Here is a 19,074-nt window from a genome sequence, read left to right on the forward strand (position 1 = left end):
GCGATCCCCAGACGAGTACGAAACCGCCTGGCACACCCACCAGGCCCGACAGGACCAGACGGCTATCGTTCAGCCTGAGCCCACCGGCGCCAGGTAACCAACCCTCCGGCGAACCGGGGGAACCTCACGCCTCTGCAAGGCAGTGTCCGGCGATGCCACGACGGTGGCTGTCGACAGCAACGGTGACAGCAACCGGACCGGACGAGTGCACCCATCGGCAGCCGGGTAGGGATCCACGCCCGAGGCTGCGAACGTGGCCGGACGCTGCCGGACGACCCTCAGAGAGCTTGCAAGCGTGGTCGCTATACCAGAGTCTTTTCGGCGCCTGCCTGGTGAGGAGGGCCACGTCCGCGCCCTCCAGGCCGGTATGCCCGGCGCCACTGCCGAAACGTTCTCATTAGGATCAAGGCGGCCCGCAAGCGGGCCGCGCCGGACGCGCTCGGCCTGCTGGCGGCGCAAGCGCCGGCATCGGCCGGCGCGCCGGCTGATTTTGGGCATGCCTCCGGCGGGGCCAGACGACTCCGAAATGGAGTTGCCGAACGGTTGCGGTTCGTGGGTGGTGGGATGCCATCCCGCCAGCCACCGACCCAGGCAGAGCCGAGCAGACCAGGGCCAGGGCGACAAGGTCGTTCGTCCGGTAGGGCGCTCCACCTTGTCGCCCTGGCCCTGGTCTGCTCCACGGTGTGTGGGTCGGCGGCAGACGGGATGGGAGCAGGTGCGGGTGCTGACGGGGCTTGAACTACTTTCTCTGGGCGTTCGCCGCCATCGCCAGAAGAAGGCCGGCAAACGCAGCGAACGGCACCTCAACCATGTCCGCGATATCTGGGTGTTCCGTCTTGAGCGTCACCCACCAGTAGGCGACCAGAAACGAGATCAAGCCAATTGCGGGCCACTTGACGGCAGGTTGAAGCAGCCAAAACCGGAAGTCTCGTAGCGACTCAGACCAGACGGCCAGGAGTGTCGTTGCCTCGGTACCAGCCTGTCCCTCAGCGTCCTCAACGGCGCGCTCCAAGTCCCGGAGTGCGTCATCGACTACCAAAGCGGCTGTGCTCTGGAGACCGGTCGTTGCCGCCCGGAGTGCGGTCCTGAAGTCCAGTTTCCCGAGGGTGAAGCGGATCTGGTTTTGCTGGGCCTTGAGGTAGGCGTCGACGGTCGACATCGGGACGCTCATCTGAGTCTTGAGGAAGGCGTCGATCGTGGACTTCGGGACGCTCGCCTGGGCCTTGAGGTAGGCGTCGACGGTCGACATCGGGACGCTCATCTGAGTCTTGAGGAAGGCGTCGATCGTGGACTTCGGGACGCTCGTCCAAGCTTTGGGCCAGGCGTCGAGGGCTCTCTCGGACACTCGATCGCCTCCCTGCCTCGATACCGGCCTGATCGCAGCCGGCTGCCAGTCAAAATCCTACGGGAGGCTTCCGCCGAGTCTCGCGCAGCCTGCGGGTGCGCGATCATCGCCATGAGTGCCAACCGCAGCCGCTACTCCCTTCGGAGCGAGGACGGTCGGACCCGCGCAGTCCGCATCTAGTCCGCAAGAGGTCAACCGGCAGCAGGGGAGTGGTGAGAGATGTTGAGAGGCGTTTCCCCTGATGGGAGGCCACTCGGGCAGGTCGATGGATCGCCCATCTTGATCTCATAGTCCCTCGGTCGCCGTGCCCGTTGCGTGCCCATTGGGAGGGGCGACCGGGGTCAATGGCGGTTAGCTCTTGGACGTGGGTGACAGCGTGGCGAGGCAGGTCAAGCCAGGTCCTTGTTGAGCGACTTTCGCCCCTGTTCACACTTCCTAAACCGTGTGCCTGAGGCTTCGTGTACTCGTGGCCCCGGACGGAGTACAAGCTCCGCTGACGCTCGCCCTGCGGGCGGCCTCCGGCCGTCCTCGGGCGGCGCAGCGCCGCCGACTCGACTACCAGTCACGCCAGCGGTCGGTGATCTCTGACGGCTTGAGCCCGTTTCTGGCAGCCAGGGCGTCGACGTGGACGCCCGCATCCGTGAGAGCCGCATCAATGTGGTCACACAGTTCCTCGCGCTCCCCGGTCTCATAACCGGAGCCACCGTGGCGCTCGTTGACGCCATTGAGTGCCACAACCACCCGCTCGACCTCTGCGAGCACGGCGACGTCCGACCTGACGTCGATCTGGTTGAGAGCCTGCTCGAAGCCGTCCAGTGCGGCGTCGGTCGCAACGATGAGTGAATCCGGAAAGAGTCGCACTGCCCAGGCGTCGTGCTCATCCAGCGTCCCAGCATGAAGCTTCGCGGTCTGCTCATCGAGATAGCGACGCCATGCAGCGGTTGGTCGGTCAGCCATGACAGCAGAATGTCAAAGCTGTACGACACGCAGACCTGCTAACGATCGCGGAGCGATCGGCTGCCGCGCCGCTTCGCGGCTTGCCACCGGGTACCGGGGTCCAGGCGCGCGGAGAGCCGGCGGCACGGCAAGCCGCCCCCGGCCCGACAGGCCGGGGGCGGTAAGCCGCACATCGCCGGACAACCACGCGCCCACCGCGCAGCCGTGCCAGCCACGTGCCAGTAACCCGTGTCCCAGGCGGTCGTCAGCGGTCATGAACGGGCAGCGCGACACCGCCGTTGACCAGGCGATCCGGGCAGATCGTGACAGCCGGAAACGATCTTCCAAACTGACGTTCTGTACCTTGCCGGGATGAGTGAGAATGCCTTCGTGTTCCCTGCTGTACCACGGTCCAAGGCCGTCCGACTTCTCGACGAGCTGGCGGTAGCAGGCCATGGCGGCTGGGCTACAGACACTCGGCTGTTCGTCTGGCTGATGGATGAGGCGAGCGGCCTGTACCGGGACTGGGAGCCGGAGGACATAGCGAACCTTGAGCAGGCCGTCGGTCACCGGCCTGAGTGGGCCGTGCAGATCAACTATCGACTCTCGCGCCGGGCGGATCTGGCGGCGCTAGCTGTCGCCCTCCTGGACGATGGAGGTGTTGCATTCGACGACTTCTGTTCCTATGTGTGGACGGCTGTCGAGATCGAGACTGACACCGTGATCAGCGGTGGCCGATTCGGCGAGGGCCCTGTCCGCTGAGCATCGGTGCCCAGTGTGCAGAGTAAGTGCAATGATCTTGATGCGCCCGGCGAATACGTTGACCATGCGCCCAGCTCATGGTGCTGCCCGACACGCTGCCTCAGTCGCCTTCCTAAACCGTTTGTTCCTGGCCGGGCGATCACAATGACTCGGTGAGGATGCGACGACGACCGAGATGGTATGGCGACTGCCCCGCCTGTGGGCATGACTGGCGGGGCACATCCTGGCGGAGCCGTGCAGCGAGTGCCAGTACGAGATCGAGCATGAGGAGCCGGAAGCTCCGTCCGTCCCATGCACGGCGACGGCCCCACCGCCTCCCGTTCGTTGATGACCCGACACCTGCGAGGCGCGGGTTGCTGTCGACAGCAACGAGTCAAGACGAGGACAGACCCGGCGGACACAGCGCCCAGAACTTACAAGCGAGTGGTCGCGAGGCCGCAGTCTGCTGGCTCCGGTCCGGTTGACGAGGACCATGTCTAGGTCGCCATGTCTAGGTCGCCATGTCTAGGTCGCCACGACTGCCGAATCACCCTCAATAGGATCAAGGGGCCGCGCAAGCGCGGCCCGCCCGCCGCACTCGGCCTGCTGGCGGCCTTCGCCCGGCATCGGCCGGCACGGCGGGCTTGCTCTCAGCTCAGGTGTTCATGTCGTACTCGTCTACGTCGAGAACAGTTCCGGTCTGGGCAAGGAAGGTCAACACCGGTTGGTCAAGGTGCCAGCCGAGCCCTGGCCCACCGTTCTGTGGCTTCGTTGTAGCCGATGCAGAAGTAGCCGCGGGCTCCTCGACCTCAAAATGTCGGACGAGATGCAGACAGGCGGTGGAGCCATCTTCAAGACGATCCAGGTCGACGACCAACGCCCCGATGCGGTCCTGGTAGGGCGCGAGTCGTTCGATGAGCCAGGAGACCTGCTCGTCGATGGGACTTGCCGAGAGGGGGCAGGTCACCTCCCAGCCATGTGCACGTGGGATGGGTATCTCAGGGATGCGACTGCCCCTCAGCGTGACGCGGTCCGGTTCCAGCCCCACGCGGGCCGTCATCTCCTGGGCGCTGAGCCGTTCGGAGCGGAGGGCGAAGTACGCGTACTGGTGGACTCGCACAGACGTAGGGTACGGGCGGCCAAAGCGTTGCCGAGAGGTCGAGCGCCAAGCGAGACCGAACGATCGCGCGCGCCGGACCACCGTCGAGGTCGGGGCGATCGGCTGCCGCGCCGCTTCGCGGCTTGCCACCGGTACCGGGGTCCAGGCCCGCGGAGAGCCGGCGGCACGGCAAGCCACCCCCGGCCCGAACGGCCGGGGGCGGTAAGCCGCACGCCGCCGGACGGGCGCGCTCCCCACCGCGTAGCCGTGCCAGTAGCCGGTGTCCCAGACGGTCTGTAGCGGTCATGATCGGGCAGGACGGTAGCCACGCTGACCAGGCGATCCGGACAGATCACGACAGCCGAGAACAATCTTCCAAACTGACGGTGCGGGTTCGATTCCCGTCGCCCGCTCCAGCAACACCGGCCCAGGTCAGAGGGGGGCGAACCCCGATCCGGGGGCCGGCTTCGCACCGCTACCTGGCCAAGGGCTCCTTGCTAGGACTTTCCTTGGGGAGGCGGTTGGCGGCCATCCAGGCGGTCGCGAAGTCGACCAGCACCGGCTGGGATATCAGGTAGGCCGTTGCACCGGCCGCCTCGAAATCGGCACCCAGCCGATCGAAGTCGCTCTCATCAACATCGACGTCAACCCACGTGGTCCATCGGCCTGTCCCGTCTGGCTGTCGGACCGACGAGCCGGTGGCCGCGCGCGGCGGCGACACCTGTCGGTACTCCGCCTGACCACGCTTCACGTGCCCGATGCCGCCGACAACCCCACGTCCCCGGACAGGCCATGACGATCGCGGAGGCGGTGGCCGGCGCAGTGCCCTCGAGCGATCGGCCGCCCCGCCGCGCTGGCTATCCGTCAGCCGAATCGTTCTCAATAGGATCAAGGCTGCCTGCTAGCGGCGCAAGCGCCGGCATCGGCCAGCGCGCCGGCCGGTACTTCGCAGATGCGCCAAGCGCCAGAACCGGTGCCTCCGGCGGGAATCTTCGACAGAGATGGCTTGAGGCAAAGGAGCGGTACGTGGCAGCGGCGGAGTTCCCCAGCGATCTTTCCGGCCACTTCTGGGCAACCCTTGAACACCGGCCTGAACTCGATCGATGGCGCTTCGAGATCCTCGACTATCAGAACAACGTCCTGCTCAGTGGCTTGGCCCGTAGCGAGCGGCAGGCTGCAGCCATCGTCAACGCATGGGACAAGGTGATCGCAACGTCGCCCGACGAAGAGGATCCCAGCATGGATTAGGTCGATGACCCGGAATGACGGGTGGCTCGCCGCCCCAGGGACGCGCGGTCCCTAAATCAGTGCGATCTGACCGGGCAGTTCGGGCGGACCGGATAGCACTGCGCGGAGCTTGTTGATCTGCGGGAACTCACTCACTTCCGCCACACCCCATAGGCTCCGCCACTCCGAGTCGTCGCCGAGGACCCGGTCAAGAGCCTCGACTGCCAGCTGTGGCAGGTCGTCGTCCAGGTCAAGGGATTCACCAGCAAGCAGGAAGTCCGGTGTATATGGCGAGGTTAGTAGCTCTCCGCCGGGCATCTGAGCCGCCACGATCGCTGCCGCAGCGATGGCCGAGGCGACGGATGCTCACACCCGCGCGGGCACGGGTGAATCCGTGCGGCGCGGGGCTGGTTGGGTGACGGCGGGGAAGGTGACGACGGCGTCGACTCCGCCGGAGGCGGCGGGAAGGAGCACCGCGCGGCCTCCGCTCGCCTCGGCCAGCTGGGCGACGAGCGCGAGACCGAGCCCGGTGCCGCCCTTCGGTGCGCCGGGGGCACGCCAGAACCGGTCGAACGCCCGTGCCGCCTCGGCCGGTCGCAGGCCCGGCCCCTCGTCGATCACGTGCATCTCCACGATGATCGGCGCGCGGTGGCGCTCCGCCCGGGACATCGGTCGGAAGCGTCGGCCCACTGTGATTGTGCTCTTGGGCGGAGAGACGTTCAGCGCGTTGGCGACAAGGTTGTCGATGATCTGTTCGACGGCCCCGGGCACCGCCCACACCACTCCGACCGGTGTGCCGGCTGTCCGTACCCGCACTCGTCGCCGTGCGGCGGTGAACTCCCAGTGTCGTACGCGGTCCTCGATCACGCGATCGAGATCGGTGGGCTCGGGCTCCATCGCCGCCTCGTCCAGCCGCGCCATCATCAGCAGTCCGTCGATCATCGCGGAGAGCCTGTCGATCTCGGTGGCCGCCGCCGACAGGTTGGCCTGGCCTGCCGGCAGTACGTCGGGCTCAAGGTTCTCCAGTCGCAGGCGCAACGCGGCCAGCGGTGTCTTGAGCTGGTGGGAGGCGTGTCCGGTGAACGACTGCTGCGATTCGATGAGCTTCTGCAGCCGTTGCGCGGTGCGGTTGAAGGTGGCCGCGAGGCGACGCAGTTCGGGTGGTCCGGTGGAGGTGGGTGCCGGCTGGGTGAGCGCGCCGGCCGCCAGGCCGGCGGTGGCCTGCTCCAACTCTCGGATCGGCTGGCTGATCCAGCGGGCCAGCGCCACCGCCACGATCGCCACCGCGGTCAGCACGGTCAGGCCCGCCACGAGCAGGGAGAGCCAGAACTTGTGGATCCGGCCCTCCAGCGACGCGGTGGGGATGGTGAGCCGGACGGCGCCGCGTACGACCGGTCCCGGCTCGGTCGGTACGGCGACCGAGAGGAACTGGGTGCCGTCGCGTTCCATGGCCCGTACGCCGATGGTGCCTGAACCGCTCAGCGCCGCGACGAGTTCCGGTGCCTCGCGGAGGTTCTCCCCCGCCAGCGACCGGGAACTGGCCAGGACGCTGCCATTCTGGTCGACGACCAGCACGTCGCCGCCGAGTTTCTCGGCTCCCTGCCGGGCGAAGGTGTCGAGCAGGTGGTGTTCGCCGTTGCGGATCGCGGAGTCCGCGTACGCACCGAGGATCTCGGCCTGGTGTTCCAGCTCCCCCACCATCTGGAGCCGTTCGCCCCGGGCGAAGATGTAGCCCATCGGCAGCTCCAGACAGACCAGGATCAGCAGCGCGAAGGCCAGGTAGCTGAGGGGCAGCCGGCGAATCATCGACTACCACCCGGTCCGTGGCCAACCTGACCCGTGGTCAGGCGACGTGGCGGGCTCCGAGGTGGCCAGTCGGAAACCGATCCCCCGTACCGTCTCGATCAACGCCGGATCGCCGAGCTTGCGCCGCAGGCTGGCCACGTGGACGTCAAGCGTCCTGGTGTTGCCGAAGTAGGCCGTGTCCCAGACCTGGTTGAGTATCGTCTGGCGGTCCACTACCGCACCCGGGTCCTTGGCCAGCAGCAGGAGCAGGTCGAACTCCTTCGGCGTGAGCGCGATCGGTCGACCGTGGACCCGCACCTCACGGGTGCGGCGATCGACGGTGACGGGCTCGACCCCGCGGATGTGCCCGGCCGGTCCGGTCCCGGCGGGCGACGCCGGATCGCTGGCGAGGCCCGCCGGGGCGGTGGAGGGCATGCTCCGTCGGGCGACCGCCCGGATGCGGGCGACGAGTTCCCGGAGGCTGAAGGGTTTGGCGAGGTAGTCGTCCGCGCCGAGTTCCAGGCCGACCACGCGGTCCGCTTCAGCTCCCCGAGCGGTGATCATGATGATCGGTACGCCGTTGCGCCGCCGCAGCATCCGGCAGAGATCGATTCCGTCGATGTCGGGCAGCCCGAGGTCGAGCAGGACCAGCTCGTGCCCGCTCGCCCGGAGCGCGGCAGTGCCGTCGGCGACCCGTTGCACGCTGAAGCCGTAACGGGTGAGGCCGTCACTGAGCGGTTCGGCGATCGACTCGTCGTCTTCGACCAGCAGCAGCCTCATGGTGTGCACCACATGTCCTCCGGTACGGCTCAGCGGGCAGGCGGGTTCACCTCGGCGCGGGTCGTACGCCCCGCCTGCCGCCGGACACCGAGGCCCGCTCAGTCATCACATTCATCGTCATCATCGTCATCATCGTCGTCATCGTCATCGTCGTCGTCATCGTCATCGTCGTCGTCATCGTCGTCGTCATCGTCGTCATCGTCGTCGTCGTCGCATCGGAGGGTGTCGTACCGTCCGCCCTGGCCGGCGGGGGTGGTCGCGGTCGGGGCCGGCGAGACGGAGGGTCGGCGTCGGGTCGGGTCGGTCGGGTCGACGGGTCCGGCCTGACCCGGAGGCTCGGTGGGGAGATCCGAGCCGGCGCCCGAGCTGTCCGGCGTGGCCACCGCGGAGCTGTCCGGCACGACCGCCTGGACCTCTCGGCGCGCCGGATCCAGCTGGCTGGAGACCCCGAGCTGCGCCGCCAGCCCGAGGCCAGCCACCAAAACGGCCACCACACCAGCCATCACCAGCGCCTGCGTCATGTTCATCCGGGCGAGAAAATCCCGGACCCGCTCACCTGTGGTGGCCTCGCGATACCTGTCGTCGACCGGCTCGGGGCCGGTGCCGTCCTCGGCGGAATAGCTGGCCACCTCGGCCGGGTAGACAGCACCGGCAGGAAATTCGTTGTCGCGCATCTGTGGTCCTCAGTTGTGGTGATGGCTGCGCCGGGGACGGAACCATCCGCCGGGAACGGCGGCGACAGCCGCCAGCCGCTGACGGATGGGACGGGGATCGCCGGGTGGGCCGGCCCGCTCGGGGTCGTCCGGATTCCACGGCAACCCGACCAGCGGCTCCGTCAGGGAGTACCCGGCAGGTGGGGAGCCGACTCGGCCGGCTGCCGTCCGGTCGGGTCCGTCGCGGTGCAGCCATACCGCTACCCAACCGGCACCGACGAGGAGGCCGGCCACCATGCCGACCACCAGCCCGACGATCACCTGAAGGCCGGCGGAGAGCGCCACCACCGCCAGCAGCCACACCGCCAGCGGAGCGATCACCAACGTGGATCCGATCGCGAGCCGGGGATCCCGCAGCACGACGAGGTATCGACTCCGGTCCGTCCCCGACACGGGCAGACCGGTTTCCGGCCCGGGCTCAGCACCGTCCGGCCGCGCAACTGTCAGCATCGTTTCTCCCACCGTCCCCTCGGACATCGACGGAAATGGCATTCGTCAGGCAGTCGATCTCGCGGGACAGCTCGGCGAGCATGCGGAGCTGTGCGCGTGCCGACCGCAGCGTGATCGGTTCGAGTCGCGCGAGGACCATCGCCTCCGCCGCGGCCGGGGCCGCGCCGAGCAACTCACCCATGGGGCCGTGGACAGCGCTGGTGCCCGCGCAGGGCCGGCTGGGCGGTCCGGCCACCGGGTTGACGAAGACCGTGAAGATCGTGTTTTCCAGCGCGCGGGCCCGCAGGTAGACGGCGGCCCGGTGCTCGGCACCGGCGGCAAAGGCCGAAGGGCACAGGTAAGCGTGTGCGCCGTCGAGCGCGGCCCGCCGACAGTGTTCGGGAAACGACATGTCGTAGCAGATCGCGAGGCCCAGTCGCCACGTGTCGACGTCGATCCACGCCGGGGCGCGGCCGGGAGTGAACAGCTCCTGCTCGTCCCGCCACAGGTGTTGCTTGTCGTATCCCACCCGGACGCTCCCGTCGTCGCCGACGACGAGCAGACTGTTGGCGAGTTGCCCGTCAGCGCGCCGGACGGCCGCGCCGAGCACGACCGTGACGGCATGTTCGGTCGCCGCGCCCACCAGCGGGGCCAGCCGACAGTCGGTGACCCGCCCGGCGGCGTCGGCGCGTACCTCGGCGTCGGAGTTCGCGGCAAGTGCCGGCAGGTCGTACCCGCACAGGTGCAGCTCGGGCAGGACCACGATCCGGGCGCCACCGTCCGCCGCCGCCACCACCCGTTCGGCCGCGCGCCTGGCGTTTCCGGCCACATCCCCGCTGCCCGCCTCGACCTGCACGGCAGCTACGGTCAGCGGTCCGCTGGGCATCGTCGTCACCGCCATCCGGACTCCTCGGTGAGTCTGGCCCGGCCCGGCCGCGCTCCGTCCCGCTCCACCACCACCTCGACCGGACCGGGCCGGAGACCGGCCACCGCCGCAGGCAGAGGCACCTCGATCTGTAGGTCGCCGTGGCGGTTGGCGGCGAACTCGCCGAGGGGGATGGACCCGCCGTCCGCCAGGGCCAGCGTGATCCGGAACGGCGCGGTCAGCTTCGCCGGCGAGGTGGCACCGACCCGTACGGTGCCGGCGGGGCCGCGTTGCGCGACGACGGCGACCTCGCGCCGCTCGGCACGCTCCCCCAGCTGGTACATCCCCCCGTGCTTGACCAGCGGACGGACGCTGTCCGGACGCTCCGGCAGATGCGCGGCGACCACCTCGCCGACGAACATCCGGTGCACCGGAAAGGCGATCTCCTGCCGCAACTGGCACTCCAACGCGACCACGCCACCGTCGACCCAGGGCACCGACACGAGTCGCGCGGCGGCGAGACTGACCAGCTCGCTGCTGGTCTTGTCGAGGTCGCGGATGGAGAAGCTGCCGGCCAGGTCGGCAAGCGCGGCCTGGTCCTCGGCGCAGAGGGTCAGACAGAACTCACCGGCCGGCCCGATCAGTTCCCGGGTCGCCGAACGCGGACCGAGCACCACCGCCACCCAGAGCGGCTGCTTGTTGACGAAGTAGGACCACTCCGCCGACATGATGTTGACCCGTTCGCCGTCTCGTACGGTGACGAGTCCGACGGTGCTGGTCAGCCGCTTCCACAGGTCCGGCGGGATCGGGATGTCGGTGCTCGGCACCGATGGCTGCGTCGCCAGGCTCACGCGTGCTCCTCAATGGCTGGTGGGGTGTCGGTCGCCAACCGGAAACCGGCCGGGTACAGCGGGTCGGGAAAGGCACCGTGCCGGCGGCGGGTGCGGGCCAGGTCACCGAAGCGGGCGAAGCTGCCGCCACGGGTGACCCGGTAGCGGCCCAGGGTCTCGACCAGGTCGTCGCGCACGACCTCCCCGCCGCCGTACGGGTGGTAGTCGTCGGCCACGTACTCCTCGACGTTGCCGGCCAGGTCGAGTACGCCGAACGGCGAACGGCCGGCGGGAAAGGCACCCACCGGGGTGGTGGTGTGCACGCCGGTCTCCCGGGTGTTGGCGGCCGCCGGATCGAACCGGTCGCCCCACGGGTACTCCGATCCCCGTGGGCCTTTGGCGGCGTACTCCCATTCGGCTTCGGTCGGTAGCCGCCAGCGATGTCCGGTGCGTTCCCGCAGCCAGGCGACGTACGCGTCGGCGTCGTGCGCGCGTACGCCGGCGACCGGATGGTTGCTGCGGTCGTACGGGTAGGCCCCCAGATACCAGGTGCTGGGCCGGTGCGACCAGCCGGTGTCGGCCAGGAAGTCACGGAACTCGCCGTTGGTGACCGGGTAGCGGGCGATCCAGAAATCGCTGAGATCGACCGGATGTTCCGGGGTCTCCTTGACGATCCAGTCGGCGATCACTCCCACCTGCTGCCAGGTCGACACCACCGACGCGACCTGCTCCGCAGCGAGCCCGATGGTGACCCGGCCGCCGGGAACGGCACAGAGTGCCGGCACGGGGCCGATCCGGGGATCGCCGACCAGCGCCAGCAGGCCACCGGCGGCGAGCCGATCGGCCAGCGGCAGCGCCGGATCCTCCACCATGGTGGCGAGCCGGTCCGGGTCGGCCGCGGTGAGCTGTGCGCGTGCCGCTGCGGTCGGGGCCAGCAGCTCGGGCCCGGCCAGCGCCGCCTCGGCGGCGAGGTGCGGCCCGCCGCGTACCTCGGTGTGCCCCGTTGCGGGATCCGGGCCGATCATCGGGTCACCTCCGCCAGCTGACCGCGCTGCGAAACCAGGTCCTCGACGTCCATCAGGGACCGGACCCGGACGCGGCCGTCGTGGTCCGTTCCCACGAGCGCGATCCGGCCGTCCCAGCTGGCGACCGCCAGCAGGTCCGGGCTCAGGGCCGCGATGCAGGACAGGCCCTGCCGGAACTCACTGAGCAGTCGACCGTTGACCAGCCCGTCGGCGGTCCGGCCCCAGCGCACCTGCCACAGGTGCAGACCGAAGTCGTAGGAGCCGGCCAGCACCACAGGCGCCTCCGGTGTGCCGAGCAGTCCGACACATTTGACCGACTCGTCCGGTCCGAGCAGGGTGTGCTGCTCGACCACCTGCCACCGACCGTCGCCGGCGGGAGCGAGCCGGGCCACGCGTACGGTGTGGTCCCGGCCGGCGCTGGCCACCACCCGGCCGCCGAGCGTCGCGACGTCGTTCACCAGGTTGCCGTGGTCCCAGAGCACCTGCCGGTCGGTGAGCGTGCCCACCGCCACCGTCCGGTCGGTCGACGCGGAGAGGAAGCCGTCGCCGAAGGCGGCGAGTGCCTTCACCGAGCCGCCGTGTGCCGGACCGCTGTCGCTGATCGCCAGGGTCGCCGGATCCAGCGCGATCAGGTCGCCGTTGTACGTGCCCGCGACGATCCGACCATCGACGCAGGTCAGCGACGGTACCGGTGCGCCCAGTGGGACGCTGCTCACCTGTGCTGCCGTCGACTCACCGGAGATCTGATCGAGCCGGTGCGCGACGACGTGGCCCGAGTAGGTGCCGGCGTAGACCAGGTCGCCGTGCACGGCCAGGGAGAGGATCGGGCTCTCCGCGACCTGCACCACCCGGGGCGGGCCGGCGTCGGCACGCCCGCTCGGGTCGGTCACCAGTACGGCACCCGAATCGCAGCCGATGATCAGCTCTTCGCCGCGTACGGCGAGCGCGTTCGGTCCATGGGTCGGCTCGTGACCCCCGGTCAGATCCCGGCCGGTGGCGAGCTCCAACAGGTGCGGGCGGGACCAGAAACTGCCGACCGCCACGATCCCGCCGTGGGTGGCGACCGATCGCGGCCAGAACCGGGCGTCCTGGAACCACCTGACCAGCTCGCCGTCGACCCCCAGCACGTGCACCCGGCCGTCGTAGGCGCCGACGACGACAGCCGAGTCGTCGTCGGTGAACGCGACGGAACGGGCCGCGACGGAGGACACCTGGATGGAGATCTGCACGCTGAGATCGGGGTGCAGCAGATCGACGACGCCGTCGTCGCGCGCGATCGCGAGCAGTTTGCCCGACCTCGACCAGGCGCAGCCCTCCACCGAGGACGGGTAGCTGCGGGTGGCCGCCGCAGACCGGTCATCCGGGTGCCCGACACTGACCAGACCGTCCTCACCGACGGTCGCGATCAGGCCGTCACCGTTGATCGCGACCGCCATGCAGTGCGCGGTGTGCGCGCCCAACTCGCCGATCAGCGCGGCGGAACGCGCGTTCCACAGGGACACCCGACCGTCCTCCGAGACACACACCAGCCGTTCGCCGTCCGGTGTCCAGGCCACCGCGTTCACGTCGTCGGTGTGCCGGGCCAGCACGCTCACCAGCTGCGGATCCTCGTGCGCGCGGACGCGCCACACGGCCGCCGTCTTGTCGGCGGAGGCGGTGGCGAGCAGCGATCCGTCCGCCGGGTTCCAGCACATCGAATTCACCAGCCGCCGGTGCCGTAGCCGGCCGACCAGCTCCGGGTTCTGCGCGGTGGTGACATCCCAGAGCAGCACCGACCCGTCGTACGAGCAGCTGGCCAGCAGGCGACCGGTGGGATCGAAGGCGACGCCGGTGACCGGGGCCCGGTGGCCGGTGACGTCCCGGCCGAAATCCACCACGCGCATCAGACGGCCCCTCCCAGTGCGGCGGCGAGGACCGCACCGGCCGGCGTCGCGCCGCTGTCCCGCCCGATCACCGCCGGTTCGCTGGGGCGCCGGGGCAGCCAGTGGTCGCGTACCTTGCTGAGCACGCCACGCCTGTCCGGGTCGAGCTGATAGAGGGAGAGCAGCCCGGAGCGGGCCCCGACGAGCAGGAACGGCGTACCACTGCGGTCCGGGACCACGGCCAACGCCTTCGGATAGTCCGGCAGATCCTCCAGCAGGCCGAGCAGCCTGCCGTCCTGGTGGTCGAAGGCGGCCAGCTGCATGCCGTACGAACTCGCGCAGACCAGCCCGTCCACGACTACCGCGTTCTCCACCGTGTTGGACAACAACTTCGACCAGCGGCAGACCACACCGACGCCGGGCACGACCTCCTTGAGGCCACCGTCGCCGACGATGTAGACCCGCCCGTCCTGCGTCCAGGCCCGCTTGGGGTACTCGCCCTGGTCGAACCGCCACCGGACGGTGCCGTCGACACCGTCGAGAGTGACGATCACGCCATTGCGGGTCACCAGCAGACGGTCGCCCGACGGCAGGTAGACCCCGGCCCACACCGGCAGACCGTCCACCTGGAAGGTGCCCAGTTCGGTGCCGTCCGCGACGTCCAGCTCCACGGCACCGGCGTTGGTCGCGACGAGGGCGCGAGCACCCAGCGGATGCACCGCGACGGTGTGCGGCAACCCGGGCAGGTTGCGGTCCCACCGGGCGGAGCCGTCCCGGTCGGCGCGGAACACCTTCCAGTCCCGGCTGATGCCGAGCCAACCGTCGCTCAACGCCGCCACCCGCCGGGTGAACCCGAACCCGGTCTGGTGCTCCGCCTCCACCTCCACCATCGGACCGACCGCGTCGTCGCGAACCCGGACCACGGCAACGCCGGAGTCGGTGGCGCAGTAGAGGGTCCGGGGGTCGCCGGGCGCCGGCTGCAGATCCCAGACCGCCTGGCGATGAAACCGCATCCGGGTGATGACCTCACCGTCCGGATCGAGCCGCAACACCTCGCCGTCCTGGCAGAGCACGTACAGCTCGCCATTCGGGGCGACCGTCAGGTCGATCAGCTGGTGCGGGAATCCGGTGACCGTACGCTCGATCCGGAGCCGGGGCGTGCTGTTGTCGAAAATGTGCAGCTCACCGTCGAAGCCGCCGGCGTACGCCCGCAGGTGATCCGGGGAGAAGGCGACGAATTCCACATCGTCGCGGGCGAAGAGCAACTCATCGCGTTTGACCCCGTCGAGGCCGACCACGACGATCCCGTTCGCGACGTCGGCGTTCTCGCCTTCACCGAAATCCTGCGTCGCCCAGAACCGGTCATGCCGCGCGTCGTAGCGCACCCGATGGATATTGCCGTCGTCGAGCTTGAGGAGTTCGTCGAACCTGCCGTCTTCGAAGGAACCGAAACGGAGGTTTCCCTTCTTGTCGCTTACCGCGTGCCGGGTCGGATGCTCCGCGCAGGCCCACTCCATCGGGCTGTCCCCACAGATGTTCGGCCGGATCTCCAGGACCTCGAAGGTGTGCAGGTCGAGTACGAGCATCTGCCGGTGCACGCCGCTGGAGATGAACACGCGGCCGTCCCACACACCGATCCCGCGGGAACTCATCGGCGACGGTTCTTCGTTGGGCAGCAGCCCGGACGGGTCCACGGCGGCGGCCGGTTCGATCCGGTCGACGAGGCGCAGCGTACTCAGAGACCAGCGGAATATGCCGCCCATCCGGTCTTTTCCGATGACCCATCCGCCGGCGGCGGCGAGTCCGTACAGCGGACGTCCCTGCCGAACGAACGGGGAGGACGCCTTGACATTCAGCGCGTCATCGAGCAGATGCACCCGTCCGTAGATGTCGGAAGCGAGCAAACCCACCCTATCGACGTATAGAAGTCTGATCAGTCGATCAACAACGGTCATGACAATGTCCACTTCCATCCACAGAACGGAGTGTGCCGAGCCCGGCCGGTCCGGTTGGCGCTGCTTTCCGGCGGACACCAACCGGACCGGTCAGAAACGGACGCCTGCTGTCAACGGGCCCGATTCACTTGCTGGGCTCGACCCCGCACCGGACCGGGTCGTCATCGTCGTCATCGTCATCGTCATCGTCATCGTCGTCGTCGTCGTCATCGTCGTCGTCGTCATCGAGCGTCTGAGCCACGTTGACGAGGCCCCCGGTCTCGGCGTCGACGCCGACCACCCGCGTCCGGGAACCGGCCAGCAACTCGATCTCCCACAGGGAGCGGTCGGAGAGTTCCTCCAGGCTCACGCTGAGAACCCGGCCGCCGTCGACGCTGCGCAGGGCGATGTCGATGGCCTGAGCCGCCGTCAGCGGACCGGCGGCCTGGACGGCGCGCCCGTCGCGGCCGGGGGTGGCCTGCTCGTTCGATCCGGCGGCGGCGATTGCGGTGCCACCGGCGAGCAGACCACCAGCAGTCACCACAACCAGCACTGCTTTTTTCATCGGAACCTCCCACTCGTGGATGCGTCGACCACGGGTACGGCGGCACCGATCGCACGGCTCGGTGGTTGGCAGAGACTTGCCGGAGCCTTCACAGAACCCTTGAACGGCCCTGGCAAACTCCTGGCAATCGGCAGTCAGGGACGCGCATTGCGAGGGATTTGCTCGGCGAAGAGCCCGCTGAGCATCCTGCCAACAATTCTGTCGGTGCCGCTGCGGGCTGCAGCTGCCGCGCGGTCATACCGGGCTGGATATCGTCTGGCGATGCGGACGCTCGATTGTGGACATGTCGCGCTTGCGGCGACCAGCCGGTTCTGCCCCCACCTGGTGGATGTGCCGGAGGACAACGAGGTGGCGTACCACCGGTTGTTGACCGGACACGGCATGGAGTTCGACCTGGCCTGTGGGGAGTGCGGCGCAGCCGGCCGGTTGTCCTCGCCGGTGGAGGTCTGTGCGGGGTGCGTCGACCGGCTCATCGAGGACGGGGACCTGCTCGGCTGGCGCGGTGAGCCGGAGATCCTGGAACGACCGGAACCGTTCGACCCGACGGTGTCCGGCTGGTCGCTGCCGCCGGCGTTGGGCGAGGTGATCGACCTCGCGGCGATCGACGACGCCGACGGCTCGCGGTGGCTGGCGCTCACCGCCGACGGCACCATCGCCGCGCTTGACCCGGACGGGGACGAGATCACGGTGCTGGCGACCGTCGAGCTGGTCGACGAGCCGGAGCACCAGCCGTGGGGCAATCATCCGCTGCGCCGCCGGCTGCACGCCTCGCCCTGCGGGCGTTTCGCCGCCGTGGTCAACGACTACGGCCGGTACGGGCGGGTGGTGGATCTCGGCCGGGGCGGGGTCGTGACGCTCGCGCTCGACGGCGGCAACTATCACTCGAACACGGTGCCGTTCTCGCTGACCTTCGCGGTGGTCGACGACCGGCCGGTGGTGGTGCACCGGACCCGCTGGAACCGGCTCGACGTGAGCGACCCGGCCACCGGCGAGTTGTTGACCGCACGCGAGATCGAGAAGACGTCGGAGCAGGAACGGCCACCGCACCACCTCGACTACTTCCACGGCCGGCTGCTCTGCTCGCCGGGAAGTCGGACGCTCGCCGACGACGGCTGGATCTGGCACCCGGTCGGCGAGCCCGCCGTGTGGCAGCTACGCCCCTGGCTGGACGGCAACGTGTGGGAGTCCGAGGACGGACCGACCCGCCAGCGGCTGTGCTACCGCGACTACTACTGGGACGGGCCGCTCTGCTTCGTCGGCGACGACCTGCTGGCGGTCGGTGGGATCGGCGACAACGACGAGACGATGCTGCCCGGCGTACGCCTCTTCGACGTGGCCTCGGGCCGCGAGCTGACCAGCTTTGCCGGTCCCGCCGGGGCCTGGTTCTCCGACGGTCGGCGACTCTACTCGGCGCAGCACGACGGCCTGCACATCTGGGATCCGCTCACCGGTCACCGCACCGGTACGCTGCCCGGCTTCACGCCGACCTGCCGGCACCGTGGCAGCGGCGAACTCGCCGCCGTCACCGACGGAGTGTTGCACCGCTGGCGGGCCTGACTCGGGTGTCGAGGTCCTCGGCCCGACCGAGGGCCTCGACGCCCTTACGCCGCCCGGCGGGCCGGCTCAGGTCAGCCGGCCGATGGGGAGGGGCTGAGCGGCTGGCAGGCGGTAAGCGCCTCGGTGACCTTGACGTCGGTGCTGTCCAGGTCCGCGACGAGCTGGACGTCCCGGTCGGCGAGGCAGTTGGCGTAGGCGGCGGCGCTGCCCTGCTCCGCGCCGTCTGGCCCGCCGCCCTCGGAGTTGCGGTCCGGACGGTCGGTGGGCAGCACCGACTGGCATGCCTGCTGGGCCTGCTGCCAGGTCTCGTCGTCGACGCCTTCCGGGCGGAGGTTGCCGAAGCCGCCACCCCCGGGTCGGCCACCTTGGCCGCCCGGTCCGCCCGGGCCACCCGAGGCGCCCGGTGACGGCGTGCCGGAGGGCCGGTCCGTAGGCATCCCCGAAGGCATCCCGGAAGGGCGGCCGGAACCGTCGGGGCGGGTACCACCGGTCGGCATGGTGTCGGAAACCTCGATGCCCTGCTCACGTAGGCAGTCGACGTACGCCGAGAAAGCCGTGGACTGCTCGTTGCCCTCGGACGACGAGCCGGTGTCGTCGGCCGAGTCGGACCCGCCGCAGCCGGCGGCGGCGAACAGCACAACCATGCCAGCCGCCATGGCCAGACCCCATCGCATGCCTCGATTCAGCATTGTCACCGGAACCTTTCGAAGGTCGACTCCTATCGCACCGTCCGGTGCGGCATCCCATGCAACAGGTGTCACCTGCACGCCAGGTCGGACGAACCTCAGAGACAGCTCGGAACTCGCCCCGCCGGGTTTCCCAGCGAACTCCGAGGTGCGGCCGAGTCAACTGCGAGGAGACCTGACGACACTCGCCCTCCATGGGTGTTGGCCTGAAGGCGCTGCGCCGGCTCGCTGCTGGCCGGCGTAGGTGGTGGGTGGCGGGCAGTGTCGCGGTGGTCGTCCTGCTCGGGACGTCGGCGTACGCCGTGACCAGGGCGGACGAGTCACCGGCGCGGCAGACCGCGACCGCCACGGTCGACCGGGGCGAGATCGCGATGGCGGTGGCGACCACCGGCACCCTGCAACCCGCGCAGAACCGCAGCCTCAGCTTCAGCGTCTCCGGCACGGTGACCGAGGTGACGGTCCGGGCGGGCGACGACGTACAGTCCGGGCAGGTGCTGGCGGCGATCGACGACAGCGACGCGCAGGGTCGGGTGGAGTCCGCCGAGGAGGCGTTGGCGAAGGCCGAGGACGCCCTCACCACGGCGGATTCGGCCCAGGGCGGCAGCACCTGTCTGAGCGCCGGCACCACCAGTGCCGGCGGGGTGCGGCTGGTGGCACGCGATGCGACGCCGACCCCGGACGCCTCGACCGCCACC

General features: G+C 69.4%; 19 protein-coding genes and 1 pseudogene. 4 read left to right on the forward strand and 16 right to left on the reverse strand.

From position 1 onward, the window contains the following. Positions 1-739: 739 nt before the first annotated feature. A complete protein-coding gene (locus tag C1I93_RS16560) occupies positions 740-1,345 on the reverse strand; it encodes a hypothetical protein (RefSeq protein WP_111244196.1) in 606 nt (201 codons plus the stop codon). A 555-nt stretch (positions 1,346-1,900) separates the two neighbouring features. Beyond that, the gene (locus C1I93_RS16565) at positions 1,901-2,302 is read right to left on the reverse strand and encodes a hypothetical protein (RefSeq protein ID WP_111244197.1); all 402 of its coding nucleotides are present in this window, start codon (positions 2,300-2,302) and stop codon (positions 1,901-1,903) included. 351 nt (positions 2,303-2,653) lie between these two features. Between C1I93_RS16565 and C1I93_RS16570 the strand changes: the two genes are divergently transcribed. Continuing rightward, positions 2,654-3,043 carry a hypothetical protein gene (locus tag C1I93_RS16570; protein WP_111244198.1) on the forward strand — a complete coding sequence of 130 codons (390 nt, stop codon included), beginning with the start codon at positions 2,654-2,656 and terminating at the stop codon, positions 3,041-3,043. Positions 3,044-3,677: 634 nt separating this feature from the next. On the opposite strand, the gene C1I93_RS16575 is transcribed toward C1I93_RS16570, so the two are convergent. Further along, positions 3,678-4,142 carry a DUF4279 domain-containing protein gene (locus C1I93_RS16575; protein WP_111244199.1) on the reverse strand — a complete coding sequence of 155 codons (465 nt, stop codon included), beginning with the start codon at positions 4,140-4,142 and terminating at the stop codon, positions 3,678-3,680. 454 nt (positions 4,143-4,596) lie between these two features. Further along, positions 4,597-4,872 carry an AAC(3) family N-acetyltransferase gene (locus C1I93_RS32000; RefSeq protein ID WP_258378298.1) on the reverse strand — a complete coding sequence of 92 codons (276 nt, stop codon included), beginning with the start codon at positions 4,870-4,872 and terminating at the stop codon, positions 4,597-4,599. Positions 4,873-5,147: 275 nt separating this feature from the next. Between C1I93_RS32000 and C1I93_RS16585 the strand changes: the two genes are divergently transcribed. Continuing rightward, positions 5,148-5,369: a hypothetical protein gene (locus C1I93_RS16585; protein WP_111244200.1), complete on the forward strand. Its 222-nt coding sequence runs from the start codon at positions 5,148-5,150 to the stop codon at positions 5,367-5,369. Positions 5,370-5,420: 51 nt separating this feature from the next. Here C1I93_RS16585 and C1I93_RS16590 read toward each other — a convergent pair whose 3' ends face one another. The 11 genes from C1I93_RS16590 to C1I93_RS16640 all read right to left on the reverse strand — a co-directional run bounded on the left by C1I93_RS16590 (position 5,421) and on the right by C1I93_RS16640 (position 16,136). Further along, positions 5,421-5,696 carry a DUF4259 domain-containing protein gene (locus C1I93_RS16590; protein WP_223256589.1) on the reverse strand — a complete coding sequence of 92 codons (276 nt, stop codon included), beginning with the start codon at positions 5,694-5,696 and terminating at the stop codon, positions 5,421-5,423. Between the two features lie 18 nt (positions 5,697-5,714). Then, positions 5,715-7,154, reverse strand: coding sequence for a sensor histidine kinase (locus tag C1I93_RS16595; protein ID WP_111244201.1), 1,440 nt, complete (start codon positions 7,152-7,154; stop codon positions 5,715-5,717). Positions 7,155-7,157: 3 nt separating this feature from the next. Next, positions 7,158-7,913, reverse strand: coding sequence for a response regulator transcription factor (locus C1I93_RS16600; RefSeq protein WP_111244209.1), 756 nt, complete (start codon positions 7,911-7,913; stop codon positions 7,158-7,160). 98 nt (positions 7,914-8,011) lie between these two features. Then, positions 8,012-8,587: a hypothetical protein gene (locus C1I93_RS31640; RefSeq protein ID WP_181445203.1), complete on the reverse strand. Its 576-nt coding sequence runs from the start codon at positions 8,585-8,587 to the stop codon at positions 8,012-8,014. A gap of 9 nt (positions 8,588-8,596) precedes the next feature. After that, positions 8,597-8,947 (reverse strand): hypothetical protein, encoded by a 351-nt coding sequence (locus C1I93_RS16610; RefSeq protein WP_146603516.1) that lies wholly within the window; start codon positions 8,945-8,947, stop codon positions 8,597-8,599. Positions 8,948-9,044: 97 nt separating this feature from the next. Then, on the reverse strand, positions 9,045-9,956 hold the full coding sequence (locus tag C1I93_RS16615) for a carbon-nitrogen hydrolase family protein (protein WP_212808303.1): 912 nt from the start codon (positions 9,954-9,956) through the stop codon (positions 9,045-9,047). Further along, on the reverse strand, positions 9,947-10,771 hold the full coding sequence (locus C1I93_RS16620; protein WP_220039586.1) for a flavin reductase family protein: 825 nt from the start codon (positions 10,769-10,771) through the stop codon (positions 9,947-9,949). Before C1I93_RS16620 ends, C1I93_RS16615 begins: the two co-directional genes overlap by 10 nt. Next, positions 10,768-11,775: a formylglycine-generating enzyme family protein gene (locus C1I93_RS16625; protein WP_111244203.1), complete on the reverse strand. Its 1,008-nt coding sequence runs from the start codon at positions 11,773-11,775 to the stop codon at positions 10,768-10,770. The genes C1I93_RS16620 and C1I93_RS16625 overlap by 4 nt, the downstream gene beginning before the upstream one ends. Then, positions 11,772-13,658, reverse strand: a complete 1,887-nt coding sequence (locus C1I93_RS16630) for a WD40 repeat domain-containing protein (RefSeq protein WP_111244204.1) — start codon at positions 13,656-13,658, stop codon at positions 11,772-11,774. The genes C1I93_RS16625 and C1I93_RS16630 overlap by 4 nt, the downstream gene beginning before the upstream one ends. Beyond that, positions 13,658-15,592 carry an outer membrane protein assembly factor BamB family protein gene (locus C1I93_RS16635; protein ID WP_111244205.1) on the reverse strand — a complete coding sequence of 645 codons (1,935 nt, stop codon included), beginning with the start codon at positions 15,590-15,592 and terminating at the stop codon, positions 13,658-13,660. The genes C1I93_RS16630 and C1I93_RS16635 overlap by 1 nt, the downstream gene beginning before the upstream one ends. A gap of 124 nt (positions 15,593-15,716) precedes the next feature. Continuing rightward, on the reverse strand, positions 15,717-16,136 hold the full coding sequence (locus C1I93_RS16640; RefSeq protein WP_111244206.1) for a PepSY domain-containing protein: 420 nt from the start codon (positions 16,134-16,136) through the stop codon (positions 15,717-15,719). A 261-nt stretch (positions 16,137-16,397) separates the two neighbouring features. On the opposite strand from C1I93_RS16640, the gene C1I93_RS16645 reads away from it, so the two are divergent. After that, positions 16,398-17,693, forward strand: a complete 1,296-nt coding sequence (locus tag C1I93_RS16645) for a WD40 repeat domain-containing protein (RefSeq protein ID WP_223256588.1) — start codon at positions 16,398-16,400, stop codon at positions 17,691-17,693. 71 nt (positions 17,694-17,764) lie between these two features. Here C1I93_RS16645 and C1I93_RS16650 read toward each other — a convergent pair whose 3' ends face one another. Beyond that, on the reverse strand, positions 17,765-18,337 hold the full coding sequence (locus tag C1I93_RS16650; protein ID WP_146603517.1) for a hypothetical protein: 573 nt from the start codon (positions 18,335-18,337) through the stop codon (positions 17,765-17,767). Between the two features lie 236 nt (positions 18,338-18,573). On the opposite strand from C1I93_RS16650, the pseudogene C1I93_RS16655 reads away from it, so the two are divergent. Beyond that, positions 18,574-19,074 (forward strand): annotated as a pseudogene (locus C1I93_RS16655) (efflux RND transporter periplasmic adaptor subunit); the annotation flags it as partial.

This window comes from Micromonospora endophytica (genome assembly GCF_003236305.1).
Taxonomy (GTDB): domain Bacteria; phylum Actinomycetota; class Actinomycetes; order Mycobacteriales; family Micromonosporaceae; genus Micromonospora; species Micromonospora endophytica.